The sequence below is a fragment of the Haladaptatus rarus genome (genome assembly GCF_054177585.1).
The window spans coordinates 1-17466 of record NZ_JBPEHG010000027.1 but is presented as its reverse complement, the minus strand read 5'-3'; the positions used below and the strand labels follow the sequence as shown (position 1 = coordinate 17466).

The following is a 17466-nucleotide window of genomic DNA, read 5'->3' as shown; positions in this document are numbered from 1 at the left end:
TTGGTGTATCGGCTCACATTCCCCGCCAAGGAGATCGCCCTCATTAGTCCTTACCTCCATGAGTCGGATTCATATCTCGAATTCGCCACCCTCGGCGAGGTCTCTACTGAACTCTTTGCCCATTTTTGGGCATATGGTCCTGACCGCGAACTGCTCGGCGATCGCCTCGCTACTGACCGAGTAGTAACAGAGATTTCTCAACTCGCTCGGTGTTCCGACCGCATACGCTACTGGGTAGAATGGGATATGAACGCCGATGCAGTCGCTTCGCTCGAAGAGCTTGCAACGGCACTCCACAACCAAGATGTAATGGTGCTGTTCGGGCGGGTTACACCCACAGAGTGGCACTGTTTCCTCCAATTTCCATCTCGAGAGTCGGTGATCCATTTCTATACTGAATCCCCAATTTCACAGTCCAGACTTGATCAACAGACGGATCTCGAATTGAAGAATCACCAGTCCTAAGTTCTAGAGGAGGGGCGGAGTCGGGCTCTTTTTCCTGTAACTTTGGTGTTCATCGTTAAGCAGGAAAGTCAACTCCCTATCGATACTCTCATACAGGCACACCATATTTGCTAACATATGGCAGAGTTTGTGGTTCAGTTGGAAAAACAACCGGAACTTGAGCTCGACCATCTCGATGTCGGTGTCGAAGAAGACGTCATCGCCTTCGACATTACAGGCACGATTCGAGACATCGACGACGAGCTCCTTGCTGAGCTGACCGACACAGCACTCCAACCAACCGAGATTCACTTCGCAACAACCGAAAAATAGCGCTACGATCGAGTTCTACCCGTCGTAATCGAACACAAATTCGAAGCCTCATGAGCGAGGTGTACTGCGCCAGGTATCTGAACACAGAAGACGTGTTGATTCCGACGCTCGTTCCGTACTGAGCGACCGTCGACGTCGTTTATCAGTCAGAAACAGTGACCGTTCGGTCAGGATGGATCGTCACTGTCTGACCCGCATACTCAAAGCTCACTTCTGGTGAACCATGCTGATAGAGATCCTCAAGGGCATCTGGGTCAATCACCTCGTAGAGGGGCGTCACAGGCTTCGCGCCATTCGCTTCAGTCACTGCCGTCACCACGGCAGCAGTGATCGACTCGGTGTCTGGACGTGTCGTTCGCATCGATGGCTCTGGCTGCGATGATGACGTGTTCTCCATACGCTCTGCTCAAGCAAGGTGTGCTAATAGGTTTTAGGGGCTACTCGGTAACATATCGCACGCCTTTTGAACACTCTCACTGAGTCGAATCTCCTCTCTTCGATAACCGCCCCCGCCCACACCAACCACCAACCTACTAGCCCATCACCCCTAACAAGCTCTCCTACCAGGTGGACAGTTGGCCGGCAGAAACGGTACCAAACTGGTGTGAACCACCCCGTGTTTCAAGTGAATTCAGCTGTGCAGACAGTCCACATCAGCTACCCTGACAGTCCACTACTAGCAAACCATATTTCCGGAGTAAATCAGCTATACGCTACCGGAAGACGCCTTGCCCTCATTGACAGTCTCATTTACTCACTCCCACTGACAGTCCGGCTGCTGATTCACAGAGGACAGTCCGGTGGCCTCAACCGGTCCACTTCAAACTCGTTGTAGCACACTGGACAGTCTCCCTGCCGTCGCCGGATATGACCATCATCCGCTGGTGCCGGGATGACAGTCCCACGGGTTGTAACACTCCAGCGTCTATTCTGCTGTCGGTAACGGACTGTCAAAAGTCCATCAGTCCCCCTCAAGGTTGGCTGTGCTCATCTCTCGTGGAAAGTCTCGCAGTGCTTGACTGCTAATCACTCGTTCATTGAAACTGCGGTGTCTCTCCTAGTGGCACCCCCAGTATAGCACCCGTGTTGGCACCCAAATCTGCGTGAAGCCAGTGGGCACCCCAATCAGTACTGCCACTGGCACCCCTCTCTCGTCGCGCATCGGATTTTGTCGTCCTGCCCCAGTAAAGGACTGTCAGAACTCGTCGCTCTTGGTGACTGTCCTGTGCTGTCTCACAGCCTTTGTGTCTCGCACTTCGTCACTCGGTGTTTGGGGTGGATCGTTTCTCGAGATCCTCTCGTCCTGGTGGCTATCGTCTTCTCGTAACGCTGCACTTCCTTACTGTCGGTACTGTCACCTAGCTCGCTCACTCCTCGTTACACTGCTCATCCCTTGTTTCAGTTCCCTTTTCGCTCCCGCTACACTGTTCGTCGCTGTCTCGCTCTCAATGACTGTCCACTATTCTCGGTGTGGCTGTCGCTCTACCTTCTGTTGTCAGCACCACCTTTGGGAAGCTAAGCCAGCCTCGGTTTCAGTCTTCTATCCGCATTGTCGGACTGTCCCATCTCGCGTTGTCCTCTGTTCAGTGGCTACTGTTTCTGCATGGGGACTGTCCTTCTATTCTCGCCCTGGTCCGTCGTGGTTTGTCTCTAGTGGACTGTCCCTCGTCTCGTTGTGATGCCTGTCGTTGCGTCGCTCTTGGTGGACTGTCCGGGTGCTTCTCCATGGTGCTTCCGTCGCTTTTCGTCACATCATTTGGATCCTGTTGGATCTCTTCTGGGGTGCCCATTTTCTCGCTCATTGTGGGGTGCTGTTTTCACTTCGTCTCCGGGGTGCCAGCCGGGCGCGCTTCACCTGTTTCCTCTATCTCTGCTGGTTGATATTTTTGGGGTGCCACCACTCATGTCACAGCTGGTTTCCGCTCTTGCTCTCGGCAGAGTTTCTCCCGTTGTTCCTCTATGTGTATCTTCTGTTAATTTCTCGCAGGCCTGGTTTTCCTCTATTTCTTCGTCCCCCTTGTTTGGTAGGTGCTTTACCGTCGGGGTGATGTAGTCACGCCATATAAGGGGCTATATTTATGGCCTCACAGGGAAAATAACGCTTCATGAGCAATGGTTCAATCACTGAGGAGTCAGATGGTGCGGTGCCTACCTTCGAGGAGATGCAAGACCGCCTCGGCCATCCCCGACGCAACATCCTCCAAGTGTTATTGTCCGCTGATAATACTGCAGTGAACACCTCGGAACTACGGGAACACGCTGGCATTCCCACTGGCAGCATGACCCACCACATGGACCTACTGGAACGGTGGGAGTTAGTCGAAGAAATTGATCGGGTTCACATCGGCCAAGGATCGCGGGCAATCGTGTGGCAGTTGACGGAACGGGGTGAGCAGTTCTGCGAGGACAGGTTGGAACTCGCCGCCCGAGATCTTGCCCATCCCAATGATGTGGAAGCACTCTGGGAGCGGATCGAGGAGCTAGAGAAGGAAGTTGAGACGCTGCGCACGAAGCACGACGATGATATTGAAGACCTGCGTTCACGCACGAAAAAGGCAATTCGGAAGCTCAAAGACAATTTGTAACTCGTAAACAACATTGGCGGCTTCCGTTAGCCCCCCCGTAGGATACAGGGTTCAAATTCACCGCATGAATGACGTGCCAACCGCGAAGAGAATCCCCACAAGGGAAAGCACAATTGAGACCATTCTCGCCAGTCGTTCAATCTGGTATTGACCACGGAGTGTCGGATGAGCGGCAAACGCAGGACCACTCGGCATCGGGCTGCTGGTCAAGACCAGCCCAATACCCCCCACCATGAGGAGTGTCCAGCCGACGTATCGCCCTACTTGTAGGGAATCCATGATACCACCATGTGACAGGCGATTATGGTCTTTGTGCCATTTCGTGGTGGCTTCCATGTTGTTCATACGCTCTAAGAAGCCTGGGTACGTCTTTGCAAGACCAACCCTCTGTCTCGAATGATGAAGAATACAGACCGATCATCCAGCAAGGGTTCCAATGAAGCCACCTAGAGGAACTCTGCTGCTTCCTCAATCACGTCCTCCTTTGCGTTGTCGGCTTGCCGCTTTTCCGCCTGCGTCGGTGTCTTGTCGGACACATTTGTCTCTATGCTGGCTGTCGCGGGAGTCGCACCATCTTCTTCATCTTTTGTATCGTCGATGAGGTTCGGGAGGTGAATGTTCGACGCGCCTTCCTGATAGAGCATGATGTCCATCGGTGTCTCTGTTTCCGACGGAACCACAATCACGTCCCACTCGACGGTACTGAGGTCACCATCCATCACGTACTCGGGAATCACCGGCGGCTTGATATTCTTCGTGCCACTGTCAGGGTACGCACTGGCATCGGTAAAGATGTCCGCCGCCGACGTGAATCGAGCATGTACTTCCCCCTCTCCATCTCGAAGCACGTACTTACCGGTCTGCTCGTCATGTACCCAGACGTTCTCGCGTCCGCCGGGACGTGTCATTGTCTCGCCGTCAATCGTCAGCGTCTGCGTGCCCGTATAGAACCGACGCTCGTTCGTCACACCATGGTTGCTTCGACAGCAGAACGGCTCGTGTGCAACCGTATCGTACACCTTCTCAGCCACCTCCTCGCGGGCAAAGAACAAGCACCGATTCCCGTCGTTGTGTGCTTGTGCAAGATTCTTCACCGTCTGCGACGGTTGCGTACTGCCGGTCGTATGTTCGCTTTCGATATAGGCGTCATTCGTCCCGGCAAGGCGATTCAAGAGCGGGTGGTCCTCCCGGTAGCTGTTGATCGTATCCGCGACTGTCTCCGGGTCGTCGTCCGACCCAATTGCTAGCACGTCGTCCAGTCGTGCAAGACCGTCCGGCATCGCCTCCCCGGTCTGCTCGGGGATTTCGAAGATGAACCCGAGTTGGGTCATTGGGACGTAAGCGTCGGCCATCGGTGCCCAATGCTCGGCCTTCCCATCGTTCTCCGAGTCACCGAGATTCAAAAACCCGGTATCAAGCGGCTTCACTTCCATCTCGTCCTCGACCTCGCGATGGTCCAAGTGCGTATCCGGTACTCGCTGGAGGACTTTGCGCCATGCTTTCCCAGCATCGGTCACGTCGTTACCAGGCAGATACCGGTTTAGCCGCTCAACACACGCCGCGATTTGCACCCACCCACCAGGATCACCCTGTCGAATGCTCTCGTCGTAGACCGCTTTGAGCGTCTGATTCCGCAAGTGTTCGTCTGTTCCGACCGGGAGGTCTGCCGGATCGTCTGCCGTAGTGCCCTCGTTCAATTCGCCATACGGCAGTTCACGCTGAATCTCTGCGTCGGTAATAGGCGGACTGCCATACTGTTCTAGACTCCGGTAAATCACGTCCTCGGCGTCTTCCTCCGACCGAAGTGGCGGATACGGCGCAAACGTGTGAATTTTGAGTGGGTCAGAGTACTGCATCCCGCCCTTAATCGGAATTCGCGTCCACACCTGGAAGTTCTCGGTCTCCATCAAATCTTCCTCGTTGTACCCTTTGAACAGCTTCGCAACTGGTCGTGCGTCTTCGTCGTTTGGAAGACGGAAGATTACCGGGTTGTTGCAGTTCGCTTTGACGGCACTCAGCACGCCCGCTTCTTTGAGTTGTTCGGGGTACTGGCAAGCAATCGTCACTGACAGTCGCATCGAGCGGGCTCGGGCGAGCATGTTCTTGACATCGAGATTCTGACTCGCGATGGCATCGAACTCGTCGAAAATCGCAAAGAAGGGTTCGTTCTCCCCGTCCTCAAAGGAGCGGTTCTGGACAGCACTCCAAATCGGACGCATCACGCCAAGGGTGATCATCTGTTTGACGTCCTGGTTCGACACCGGCGTACGGACAATTACGATTTTATTCTCGTCGATGATGTCCTGGAAGTCAATCGAGCTCTCACGTTGGGCGATAATCCGGCGAATGACACCGTTCTCGACCCAGTTTTTCACCCGTGACAGGAGCGGGCGAACGGCATCATCGTCCATCTCGGCAATCTCGTTCACGAACTCCTTGATGTAGGGGTCCTCGACTTCCTCGGCGAACTGTTCGCGACGTTCCTGATTCAGGAGCACGAAGTAGAAATCGATCACCGAGTAGTCCTTCTCGGATTTCATCATCGCTCGGCCCATACTCTCGGTGATCGCCCGCATGCGCGGCCCCCAATAGTCGTCGTTATCGAGAATTGCTTTCAGATTCTCGAGGCGGTCTTCTATTTCGCGCTCTTGCTCAACTTGACTGTCCGTCTCGGGGATTTCGAGGAAATTGATCCCAACGTCTCGGTCAAAGTCTTCGTCGCCGGGTTCTATCCAAATCACGTCGTCGAGGCGGTCCTCTGGGAGTAGTTGGAGGAGTTCTTTCGAATCCCGTGCCTTCGGGTCGAAGTAGACGAACCCATGACCGGCGTATGCTAGCTGAACCATCCAGTTCAGGAGTTCCGTCGTCTTCCCCGCACCCGTCGTTCCACAGACCCAGTTATGCTGAAAGAGTGAACCGAACTCAATCGGTACTTCGCGAAAGCCCTCTTGAGCACTGTCGTTGTAACCTGTCCAGAGCGGCCCTTCGGGGCGCGTCCGTGAGCCTTCGAGCAACCGACGCACCTTTGGCCCGGCGACGACGCCATGCTCTTCGGTGTGGGTGAGTACTTCGGCACCGCCGATGCGGTCGTTCTTCGTCGGCGTTATCTGATACGGTTCGCCGGTTGGTGCCCGAAGCTCATCGGGGACCTCATCGGCGTCCTGCTCGTCGCGATCGGCCTCTATTGACTCGGTATCAGGGGTGTCGTTGTTGCCGAATAGATTGTCGAACATCGTGTGTCACCAAAGCCCCGGTGTCGGACTTGCACCGACGTGGCGGCGTGGACCATCCGGGAAGCCAGGGAGTTCCGTCGCTGTTACTCTTCTCGCTGGCTATCGGCCGGAACTTCACCGCCGCGTTGGGAGTAACGCCAGTCGATTTTCGGCGTCTCAATCTCCTTGTTCGGGATGTGTGCAGCACCGGCGAGTTCACTCACCGAGAGGATCATCTCACGGTCCTCCCACTTGCGAGCGTGAAGTTTCTCGATGAGCTCGTCGCGGTCGCTGGCAGGGACAGGATCATCAGTAAATCCCTGCTCGGTCATGGTGTTGTAGTAGCGAGTGAACATGCCTGCCACGCCTCGGGCCCGTGATTCGGCTTCGTACTTATTGGGCGACGCAGCAAGAATCCGCATGTTAGTGTGAAAGCCGTACTGTCCCCGTTGCATCTCGACGATGTCTGCCGCTTCGCGGTCTTTCTTACTCGCATCACGAGTACGAGGATTCAGCCACCCAACGACGCGGTCTGATCGAAGCCCTTCGGCGACGTCGTCCACACTCTCACCCCGAGAGAGGAGCCCACCATCGCCTTCCGTCCAATCGTTTTTCGCGGGCCGGAAGACGACCTGCACCACAACCCGTGTTTCCGGCGTCGAGAGCATTTCACTCGTTACTTCGCCGTAGGGATCGCGCTCGAAACCGTCGCCCTGGTGGTTCCGAATCGGGTAGTAATAGTGACGGTTCAAATCGAGTTCCGCACCCGCTACGTAATCGTCAGCGTTGATCTGTGGGAACGCGTCGCCGCCCTCTACTCGGAACACTTGGGTATTCGAGTAGCTGTTCGCGACGCGCCGGCGGAACTTGTTTGCGGCACTCTCGTCGGCAGCGTGCATGTAGAACTTCAGCTTCTCCTCATCGAACCAGAGTTCGAACGTGTGATGTTGGCTGATGTTCCTATCTCGGAGCCCTTTCGTCCGCACGTCGTGGAGCGATTGGAGCATCGACGCACCATCGACGATGCCCTGATTGTCTTTGTAAGGACGAATCCCGAGCAATACACCCGGCGTTTCGTCCACTGCTTGAGTGTACGACTCGTTGAGTTGTGTCGCAGTGTAGCTTCCGTGCGTCTCGTCACTGCCGAACAGCCCCATCAGATCTCACCCCATTCGTCGGTGATGAACTCCTCGAAGGGACCGTGCTCGCTGGCTTTGTAGCTATAGATGATATTCTCGAACGGCGAAGCCCGAACTTGTGCGTGCATCCACCCCTCGACGTCCGCATAATCGACGAGATAGTCAGTGTACCCAAGGCCCTGCTCACCGCGTTTGGCGTGCTGAGTGATGAACTGCAGTTGCTCGTCGTTCATCCCGAAGCGCTCCTTTGCGTCTTGCTCTTCCAGTTTGTCCGTGTAGAAGAATTCTGTCGTCGGGATTTGCCCGAGGATGGCGCGTTTGTACTCTTGCATGTCCGTGTCGTCAGCACTCGCGAAGTCTCCCGGTCGGTGGGAAAGGAACCACAGTCCGGCGTTAAAGTGTCGCCAGTGACGGGCTGACTGTTGAAGCCACGCCAGAATCTCCTTCGATTGGAAAAGATAGTGCGCTTCGTCGACCACGAACAGCGTCTCGTCGGGTGCCCGTTTGACCGCCTGATAGACCTGCCCGAGCATTAATTGAAGCATCGTCGCTTTGTCCGCCGCAGCACCGAGTCCCTGAATCTGCTGAAGATCGAGATATGACACCTGTCCCGGACGGATATGGGCTTCTGATTCCCCGACGAGTGCATCGTGTTCCCCGCCGTCTTTGAAGCCACTGAGCCGCCGGAGAAGCGGGCCAGCGTTCTCTTTTATCTGTGCCTTCTCCAACTCGGAATCGACGTAGTCGCCTGGATTCTCGCCCATGTCGTTGACGATAGTACGGAAATTCGCCATCGTCGGGCTATTCTCCGGTTTGTGTGTACTGACGTCGTCCTTCAGAATTCCCGCCTGTTCGTAGGTAGCGTTCAGTGCATCGGACACGAGCGGAGCAAAGTCGCCGTTGGCGTCGCCGATCATGTCGAGAATGAAGTTTCGGGCTTCGGTGAATTTCATATCGTAGGGATCCAGGTTCCCCGACGCACGAAGCACATCCTCTGGTGTCTCCTCGATGTGGAGCGGGTTGATGGTTTGGGACCCGTCCACCGTGATATGCTGGCCGTTCATGAGTTCGACGAGCCCACCGAACTCGCCCATCGTATCGCACAGGATAAGCGTGCGGTCCTCACCAGCCAGATACCAGCGCGTCGCTTGCTTGCCGACGTGGTAGGACTTTCCACTGCCGGAACTCCCGATCGTCAGCCGGTGACCGGGAGCAACCGAGAACTGATTCTTTATTATTTCACTGCCATTCTGCACGTTCCGGCCCTGCTCGACACCGTTCTCTTGGTCGATGTATGCCGACACCGGTGGGAACGTCGCAGCAATTGTCCCCGACAGCGTCAGTGAATAGCGCTCGCGTGTGGAAACATCGGCGAACGCGTCTCGGCCGTTTGGTGAACAGGATTCGAATAGTTCGGCCTGCCGTTGCTCGGGTGCCAGAACCGTGAGATGGGCGGGAGCACTTTCGAGCGTTCCTCGCACTTTCTCGCAGGTGCTTTCGAGTGCGCGGTGCTTCGCGATATCCAGCGTCAACTCATCTTCACTCGCTAGCCCTTCCTCGATTCGTTCCTCAGCTTCGTCAAGTGCTTGTCTCGTCCCAGCACGCACGGTAACGTAGCCGCTCAAGTCCCATGGCTGGGCTTGCGTGTGGTGGAGGAGCTTGTACATCTTCACGTATGGATCGAGGTCGTCCTCGACGAGAATCGCCGAGACATCGCTCACATCTTTGCGTTCGTCGATGTTCGCGTCGATTTCCCCGATTGTATCCTTCAGTTCGAGTTCTGTTGCTCGCTTGTCCCGCGCTCGCACGTCTAAGCAGACATCGACATCCACCCCTCGCATGGTGTAGATCTCCTCAAGGAACTTCTCGCGTGGTTCGACGGGCCAGTCGGCAATCCAGTAAGTTCGACAGTACTGCTGGCCGGTGCGAACGTAGCCATCGCGAGCGTCGAACGTTTGCGGGGCCAGGAGTTCCTGTACCCGATCGTGGGCTAGGCCGGTGCCTTCGTCGCCATCATCAGTGAGCGGGGCGAGCAAGCCTTCGCGGACCTGTGCAAGGAACGACGCATCTTCGTTGGCGTCCTCGTCGGCATGCGTGCTCGTCGCGACCGGTTGCGAGATGGTGCCGCCGTCAGTCGTTGCCTCAACTGTCGCGACGTCGGCGACTCCTGTTTGTGGTGTACCCGTCGCATCCACCGCTTCGGGGCGTGGACTGTCGCCGTCCTCGGCGCTATGCGGCCACACCGCTGCATCGATATCCTTCGTCACACTGCTGGCGTCAAAGGAGTGTTCGGTGCCACTCCAGTACCGGCCCAAAAGGAGCGCGTGTTCGGCAGGACCAACGCGAGTGGTCTCACAGCCATCGGTACTTCCGAATGCACGGGAGAGCCGCGAAAGCCGACTCTTCACTTCCCGTTGCATTCGTCGGCGTTTGGCGTCCCACTGTTCACCGTCACTCCCGAACAGCAGCGAGCGAATCTCACTCTCGTCGGTCATGTCTGGCATAGCCACTTCATCCGGGCGAACCTCGACGACGAGATAGTGCTGCCACTCGCGGGCGTCGAACCGCGGAAAATCGGTGTTCTCGGTCCACGTGATGACGCTCCGAAGGAGCTCTCGCGCTAGCTTCCATTCCTCGCCAGCGTACTCCGAGGAGTAGAGTTTCGTCCGATACTTCTCGGTCACATCACGGGGATCAATCTCGAGCGCCGTACTGAACAGTCGGAAATTAAAATCGCTCACGTGTTGATCGAGTTCACCACGAATCCGGCCGATCATCTCGCGGGCATCACTTGTCTCTTGCATCGTCGTATTTCGACCCGAGATCCGCGCCATCGCGACGAGCCGCCCGTCGTCCATCTCGGCTGTGCCGTCAGCGTGGATCCGTTTCACACCGTGTACAGTCGCCGCTTCATCGCCTGATTTTGGGAACCCACGTTTGGCATTCGCGTAGGCGAGCGGGGTTTTGATTCGGTCAAGTCCCGTCGAGTACTCACCCGATGAGACGGCCAGTCCAATACTAACGAGTCCGCCGAGCACGCCAATACCGGCACCCATCACGGAGGGCCCAAGCGGAGCACCGAATAGGGCGGCGAGGCCACTCGCTCCAACCACCCCGGCGCCAGGCGTGCCATAGAGCAGGTCGTTCACTTTGAACCCGTGATAGTCGAGCCCGGAATCGACGAATGGCGGGACGAGCTGACTCGGGTCCTTTGGTGCGTCTGCGTTGTCTGTCATGGGTAAGGCCCGTCCCCAGCCTTGCACCAGGATGTCGGCGTGAACCGAAACGGGGGTTAGTCGTATCGCTGGAGTATCTCACGACCTTGATTCAGCTCGTAGTCAGCACGCTCCTGCTCTTCTCGCACATCCTGGGCGTCGATACCGCCGTCTGCGTTCAGCGCGTTGTTTACTGACCCGTAGTTCACAGTCTCCTCTCTTGCCGACGTGCCGGTGTTAAACGTCGAATTATCCGACTGCTCCCAGCTCGAATCGTCGCTGCGATAGTCCTGAACTTTCTCGTGAACTTCGTGGCCGACGCGCTCGCCCGCTTTGTCGACGTATTTCCCTGCTTTCCGCTGATTCGATGCAGACGTCCCGAGGGCGATCGAGGCAGCATCATTCGCGTGGGCTAACATCTCCTTTGGGAGAACGAGCAAGGCGAAGACGAGCCCGCCAACGACGAGGGTGAATGTCTCTAGTACGCCGAGTGCGCCTGATGTCCAGGGCAAATCGGCGAGTAATCGAAGGACGAGTGCCTGAAAGAGCTTCGTGACGATCACGACGCCAAAGAGGTAGACGAAGGTGTCACCGATGCTCTTGAGAAAGCCCGAATACGCACGACAGGCCCAAGAGAGCGGCCACAGAAACACGCACACATAGATGAGGGCCCGCTCGAGACCAAGGATGAGAACCCCGACGGCAATCGTCCCCGATTGGAGAATACCAAGAATGGCACCGAGGCCGATTCCAACGCCGAGTTTCGCGAGCTTTGAGTTCGTCTGAATGAACTCAGCACCGTCGGGTGCAACCGAGATCGCGGTTTCGTTCGCCAAGTGGAGCAAGAGCGGTGGGATAATCCAGGTCGTTGCGACCATGACCAGTGCGATGCCGACACGCTTCCATGCTTGGCGCTTCTCGTACGGATCCGACCGATAGAACGACATCCCGAAGGCTGCCATCAGCACAACGCTCGCGAGACCGGCTGTCCACGCCGAGGCTTTGTACACGCCGGGCCACAGACCGTTGTGAGGATTGACCCACGTACTCGGTTTGTCCGGTTGACCGGGCGCAGGCACTGCAGCGACGCTATCGCGAACCGTATTCGCGATGCCCTTCCCAACACCGAGGAAAATCCCAGCAATCGCTTTGAGCTGTCCTTTCGCCATGTCGACTGGGTTGATTGACGGGACAAGTCCACCACCAAGCCCGCCAAGAACACCGTCGTCGTTGCCACCGTTTGCGCCGCTCGTCGAATTATTCGATGGTGCTGTCGTCTGGCCGCCGTTAGGACTGCCGATCCAGTGATTCTGGGACGTCGTTGAGTTGTTCACACTGGCTGATTGTGCTGCGACTGGAGCAGCAAGCGACGCGACTAACACGACGAGAAAGAGCGCCAGTAGCCAGCTTCTTCGTCTGTTCTGTATCATGGTCAGAAAGGGAATTCGAGAGGCTCACATTATGTTCGCAAAGTTTACGCACGAGAGCGTGCTCACACCGGCCTTGTCGAGCACGACGGCGAATAATGGGAAGAACCACGCACCACAAAACGTAATCACTGCCCCACGGGCGGCATCACGACCCTCTTTCTTCTTGTCTGAACGGGCACTCCCCATCTTCAGCCAGGCCATTGCACCGCGGAATGCAGCGAGCAGGAACATCCCGATCGTAATCATCCCGAACGCGAGCGTAACAACAGGACCGAGCCCAGACGAGCACATTACGTCGCTTGCCTCTTGCGTAGCTTGGGCTGCCACTGGCACTGAGAACGCCGCGGTTGTGGCGACGATGCCGATGCTGCGACGAATGAATCGAGTGGGAATCGCTTCATACTTCTCGGTCACCAAGTCCGCCAGTGCGTGATATTTCTGGGCCGAATCCTCCGTTAGTCGGTGAAATCGGTCAGAGATGCGTCTCTGGGCCGATTTCGGCTGTTGTGCATCCATTGTACTCACTTTCACATCTAGAGGGCTAGATAAATACCTTACGCACACACTGAGATGCCGTCTACTACCGGATACAGTCAGTGTGTCCGTAATCTATTTATGTCACACCCTAGGGCTGTACTACATGATCACACACAATTCCAATCGAACGATCTCTCTCACCACTGTCGACAAAGAAATTCTCGAAATACTCCGAGGTGGGCGGGCAACCCAATCATACATCGTCGACGAAACCGGCCGTTCACGCCAATACGTCCATAACCGACTCGGAATACTCACTGCTGCCGGGTATCTCGAGAACATTCATACGAAAACAGCATTGTACGAGTTAGTCGGCGATCCGCTTGCTAACGAGGAGAATGGAGGATGAGATGATGCGAATACCACCGTTGTCGATCGAAGCGCCGAACGAAACTGCACGAGAGACACTCCGCCGACATTTCGCGATACTGATCGGCCTTGGAAAAATCGTTCTCGTCGGCAGCATCATCCAGATTGTTGTCCTGGGAACGACGGGCGTGATCGCGATGTACGTGCTCGGTTTAGAGGGAGCGAATGCTGGCTGGCTAGTAATCCTCTCGTGGTTCGTCGCCGCGTACTTCATCAAACTCTACGGGCGGAGTATTTTCCCAGTGAATGCCGACCAATTCACTCGAATCTAAAAACCAGCTCTCTCACGCGATTTGCTCGCCATCGAGATAGACGTTTTTGAGTGTCGCTCCACCGTTGCGAATGACTTGCGCTTTCGATGCATCCCACCCTGGCGTGTTAATTACGAAGTCTTGCACAGTCGCTTGACTAACACCATCGTCAACGACGAGCGCTGTCATCGGCGTATTCTTGATCGTCACCTTCACATTCTTCACCACAGCCTTCTCAACAGCGTGCATCACCGTCAACGACCACCCAGTCGGCTTCGTCTGAATGATTTTCGTATTCGAGACGGTACACGTGCCGTCATCAACACGGATCGGGCGCTGCTCGGAGTAGAACTCCTCGCCAAACGAGCGATCGGTCACCACCACACAGTTGTGGATTCGTGAATTGTCGCCACCGATACGGATATTCGATGCTTGGCTGTTCGCTGCCACACAGTTCACGACCTCGACTGTCCCGTCACCGGTTCCAGGATGGCCGCCGATTACGTAGATCCCGTTGTCCGGCCACCCACCGAACAGCGAGTTCTCGACGCGGAGATAGCCCTGTGTCGTCGGATGCATCGTAATCCCTGAGGTAGCCCATGAACGACCAGCATTTGGACCGCCGTCGTAGGTGTCTCGCGTGTTGATCGTCTTCTGGTAGGTGAGCCCACCAAAGCGAAAATCGACGTTATTCACGCGGGCTCGTGCTTCTTCTGTGGCGGGATTCACCCGAAGCGGGCCCTGGCACCCGAGTGAATGCATCCCGACTTGGCGAATGGACCGAATTTCGGATGTTCCCGCCGTGTGGTGGTTCAGTACTTGCATCCCTTGGTTCTTCCCGCGCCAATCGAGCGTGAACCCGCCGAACACGAATTTCCCTCGATGCGGGTTGTCTGGAATCCCGATCTTGAAGTGTTGGGCGGGACCATGGAACTCGCCCGCCGAGACATCGAAACCTTTGATCGCGTCGACGCGGCCGTGAACGAGCGTTGCGTTCTGGCCGATGATGCCGATGTTTCGAAGCCCAACGCGTCGAACCTGGCTGTTCATCTTGTAGCGACCGGACGGGAAGTAGAGCAGTGTGTCACTCCCGATTTCGCGCTGGATGATAGGCGAGACGTCTTCCTCACCGGTCGGATCCGCACCGGCCTTCACCATATTCACGACGTTCTGGAACTCTCCACGCCACTGTTGGGGGTCGATCGCTCGAAAGTTACCGCTCGTTGCGTTTGTGCTGTTGTTCGTCGGCCCTGCTGGCGGGACACCTCCCCCACTCGTGCTAACCGGGAGGAGACAGCCAGCGAGCGCCGTCACTCCAGCACTTGCACCAGCTGTGAGAAACGTGCGTCTTTGTGTCGATACGTCATTGGAACCTTGCGTACTGTTCTCGCAGTCGTGCATTGTAGCTCACCCCGTGAGGGCCCAGCACCGGGCGTTTATACGAACCAGCGATTCGTTGTACTGCTCTAAATCGTCTTGAGTGCGGTTCATATCTAGAAAATAATACTAGATATGACTAGATAGTATTTATGGACAATCTAGAAAACCAATATAGAAGTTAAAAATGAGACACCGGTCACTCGAAACGAGTAGCTGCAAAGCCGAGAGGGAGTAGTGTTAGTTTGTTATACTAACCCAGAAGCGACCGCTTGCAGGCTCACACTTTCGATCTTCTCAACCACTTCTTGGATCGTAAGGTAGACTATTATGACTCCTGCTTCGCATCCTTTGCTCCGCGAACAGTTTCCTCGACAGCCTCGATACCAGCGTCGTGAAGTACATCACCGATGATAACCGTGTCAGCCACTTTCGCCATCTCATAAGCTGAATCGTAGTCGTGAATCCCGCCGCCATAGAAGAGCTGTGCTGACGAGAGTGCATCTCGTGCGGCAGCCACGACAGCTGAATCACCAAGAGCACCGGAATACTCGAGATAGACGATCTGCTGACCGAGGACCTGTTCTGCGAGTTCAGCATAGGCAACGACGTCATCAATATCGAGGTCACAGTCCGCCTGCGTGTACGTCGCGACCGTTGACCGTGGATTGAGGACGATATAGGCTTCTGGGTGGACGTAGTCCCACTCAAGATCGGATGAGCGAAGCCATTCGTGGTGCGCTCCTGTGATCCACATCGTGTCACCCGCATTCAGAACGATCGGAAGCAGGTATCCAGAGAGTACCTCGGTCTGAGATAACGACGGACGGTAGGTCGGCTCGACGAATATGGGAATCTCGGTAGAAGCGAGTGAATCGAGAATTGACTGAACGCTGGACTCAGTGACGTTCGTGGTGCCACCGAGAATGATTGCATCTGTTCCTGTGCCCGCGATGCCAGCGTAGGTATCCCCGTCGTGGAGTGCTTTGTCTGGGTCAATTTTGGTCACGTGTTCCCAGTTCGCCCACGAAGTCACCATAGCTCACCGTAGTGCAATCATAGACAAACCGCTTTCTTTCGGTGAATCCCAATTCGTGGAGCAGTTGGCCCACCGGGGGTCGCGATCAACGAATAAATCAGAACATACAGGCCGTATCATCCTCAAGTAGACAGCCGAAGTTCGCGGTGGAGATTCAGATTCAGGGAGTGTACCACCATATTACCTGAATGAATCGTATAAAGCTCTATTTCAGCGGATTCGTTGAAATGAGTGATTAATTCTCTAAGTCGATATCATCGCCACGGTCCGATTCGTGCAGAATGAACGGTCCGATCGCACTCGTCCGCTTCGCAATCGTCGCGATTCGCAGGACGATAGAGGTCAACACAAAAAATGGGACGATAGAGATAGCTGAGGACGCACTAACAATCCAGATGATATTTGCGACGCCGAAAGTCACGCCTGGAAAAGAGGTCGGTGCCAGATAGAGTAGTGTTGCAATCGCGACGGCCAATGCAGGAAATGCGGTAATCAGAATCGACCGGATGAGGCGGACGAGTTCCCACTGAAAGTAGAGTGCTTTGAAATGCTCGCGTGTCGGGCCGAAAAACATGAGCACGTCGATTAATTCATCGAATGCACTCCGCTCCTCATTGTCGAGGCTGTCTTCGTACTCCGATCGGAGCCATAGGGCACCGTACAGCTTCCACGAATGGTTATAGTTCATGGCTGTGCGTAAAAGATTGAATTCACCGAACTCGGCGTCCGCTAGCTGCTCTTCGACCTCGGTAGCGTTTTCGATGAGAACCGCAACGAATTGATCGACTTGGTCGCGTAGTTCGTCATCGCTGTTCTCTGCAAGAACGTCTTCAAGCGCCTCGGCACGGTCTTTGCTTGTCAGAATAAGCTGGCGGAGAAATGCCGCGGGATCGGGAAGCCCGATGGTCCCGAGCAGACCATTTACATCTTGGCGGAACTCTACGGTTGCTTTCATTCGTTCCCGTTGGCTTTTTAGCGACCCGAGTTCCTGTGAGAGGACTAGTTGGCCGATGGTGACGACGAGCGTCACACCGGTGATGAGCGACGCAATGAATGCCTGAAACGCGATACCGACTTGATTTGTGTTGCTCATGACCGAGCGAAACGATGAGGGGCCGACTGTCCCAGCAACGACGAGAATTACGAACAGACCGAGCGTGAGCATGCCAGTAATCACCCACCGATCCCCATCGAGGAGAAACCAAAATCGGATTCGGGACTCATCCATTCGCCCGACCATTGATTCGTCCTCGTCTGCGTCGCTCATGCTGACACATATGTCATCTACAGTGAAAAAGACGCCTGCTGAAACATAACCTCCCCACTTTCATTTCCGGTTATTGAAGCAAGCGATAGCAAACTTGGTCCTCTTGTACATGAGAGGTGAATTTGTCGAAATCCGTTGTACCACTGCTCCATGTTGCACTAAGCGGGTGTGGACACAATCAATCTCGAATGAAAAATAATAGCTGCAACCTATTTTTGAATTGAAAATGGGAAGTACACAATATATCCAATATCTGTTGAATGAGTGC

Annotated in this window: 14 protein-coding genes; 4 read left to right on the top strand and 10 right to left on the bottom strand. The window is 55.4% G+C overall.

Annotation, left to right across the window (positions count from 1 at the left end):
* Positions 1-69 precede the first annotated feature (69 nt).
* The gene (locus tag ACR3FE_RS26420) at positions 70-348 is read right to left on the bottom strand and encodes a hypothetical protein (RefSeq protein ID WP_458210841.1); all 279 of its coding nucleotides are present in this window, start codon (positions 346-348) and stop codon (positions 70-72) included.
* Positions 349-582: 234 nt separating this feature from the next.
* On the opposite strand from ACR3FE_RS26420, the gene ACR3FE_RS26415 reads away from it, so the two are divergent.
* On the top strand, positions 583-777 hold the full coding sequence (locus ACR3FE_RS26415) for a hypothetical protein (RefSeq protein WP_458210840.1): 195 nt from the start codon (positions 583-585) through the stop codon (positions 775-777).
* Positions 778-919: 142 nt separating this feature from the next.
* On the opposite strand, the gene ACR3FE_RS26410 is transcribed toward ACR3FE_RS26415, so the two are convergent.
* On the bottom strand, positions 920-1174 hold the full coding sequence (locus ACR3FE_RS26410) for a HalOD1 output domain-containing protein (protein ID WP_458210839.1): 255 nt from the start codon (positions 1172-1174) through the stop codon (positions 920-922).
* Between the two features lie 1708 nt (positions 1175-2882).
* Here ACR3FE_RS26410 and ACR3FE_RS26405 point away from each other — a divergent pair.
* Complete coding sequence (locus ACR3FE_RS26405; protein ID WP_458210838.1) at positions 2883-3362, top strand: helix-turn-helix domain-containing protein; 480 nt, start codon at positions 2883-2885, stop codon at positions 3360-3362.
* Positions 3363-3808: 446 nt separating this feature from the next.
* On the opposite strand, the gene ACR3FE_RS26400 is transcribed toward ACR3FE_RS26405, so the two are convergent.
* The 5 genes from ACR3FE_RS26400 to ACR3FE_RS26380 form a co-directional block, all read right to left on the bottom strand.
* Positions 3809-6595 (bottom strand): type IV secretory system conjugative DNA transfer family protein, encoded by a 2787-nt coding sequence (locus ACR3FE_RS26400; RefSeq protein ID WP_458210837.1) that lies wholly within the window; start codon positions 6593-6595, stop codon positions 3809-3811.
* An 83-nt stretch (positions 6596-6678) separates the two neighbouring features.
* A complete protein-coding gene (locus ACR3FE_RS26395; protein ID WP_458210836.1) occupies positions 6679-7731 on the bottom strand; it encodes a DUF8128 domain-containing protein in 1053 nt (350 codons plus the stop codon).
* The gene (locus ACR3FE_RS26390; protein ID WP_458210835.1) at positions 7731-10949 is read right to left on the bottom strand and encodes a VirB4 family type IV secretion system protein; all 3219 of its coding nucleotides are present in this window, start codon (positions 10947-10949) and stop codon (positions 7731-7733) included. The genes ACR3FE_RS26395 and ACR3FE_RS26390 overlap by 1 nt, the downstream gene beginning before the upstream one ends.
* Positions 10950-11005: 56 nt before the next feature.
* Positions 11006-12358, bottom strand: a complete 1353-nt coding sequence (locus tag ACR3FE_RS26385) for a TrbL/VirB6 family protein (RefSeq protein WP_458210833.1) — start codon at positions 12356-12358, stop codon at positions 11006-11008.
* A 24-nt stretch (positions 12359-12382) separates the two neighbouring features.
* Positions 12383-12874: a hypothetical protein gene (locus tag ACR3FE_RS26380; RefSeq protein ID WP_458210881.1), complete on the bottom strand. Its 492-nt coding sequence runs from the start codon at positions 12872-12874 to the stop codon at positions 12383-12385.
* On the opposite strand from ACR3FE_RS26380, the gene ACR3FE_RS26375 reads away from it, so the two are divergent.
* Entirely contained in the window at positions 12837-13244 is a 408-nt protein-coding gene (locus ACR3FE_RS26375; protein WP_458210832.1) for a helix-turn-helix transcriptional regulator, read from the top strand. The genes ACR3FE_RS26380 and ACR3FE_RS26375 overlap by 38 nt on opposite strands.
* Before the next feature lies 1 nt (position 13245).
* A complete protein-coding gene (locus ACR3FE_RS26370) occupies positions 13246-13536 on the top strand; it encodes a hypothetical protein (protein ID WP_458210831.1) in 291 nt (96 codons plus the stop codon).
* Positions 13537-13548: 12 nt separating this feature from the next.
* Here ACR3FE_RS26370 and ACR3FE_RS26365 read toward each other — a convergent pair whose 3' ends face one another.
* The 3 genes from ACR3FE_RS26365 to ACR3FE_RS26355 all read right to left on the bottom strand — a co-directional run bounded on the left by ACR3FE_RS26365 (position 13549) and on the right by ACR3FE_RS26355 (position 17198).
* Positions 13549-14916 (bottom strand): hypothetical protein, encoded by a 1368-nt coding sequence (locus tag ACR3FE_RS26365; protein WP_458210830.1) that lies wholly within the window; start codon positions 14914-14916, stop codon positions 13549-13551.
* A 304-nt stretch (positions 14917-15220) separates the two neighbouring features.
* Entirely contained in the window at positions 15221-15931 is a 711-nt protein-coding gene (locus ACR3FE_RS26360) for a phosphoglycerol geranylgeranyltransferase (RefSeq protein ID WP_458210829.1), read from the bottom strand.
* Positions 15932-16166: 235 nt separating this feature from the next.
* Positions 16167-17198 carry a DUF7972 family membrane protein gene (locus ACR3FE_RS26355; RefSeq protein ID WP_458210827.1) on the bottom strand — a complete coding sequence of 344 codons (1032 nt, stop codon included), beginning with the start codon at positions 17196-17198 and terminating at the stop codon, positions 16167-16169.
* Positions 17199-17466 lie beyond the last annotated feature (268 nt).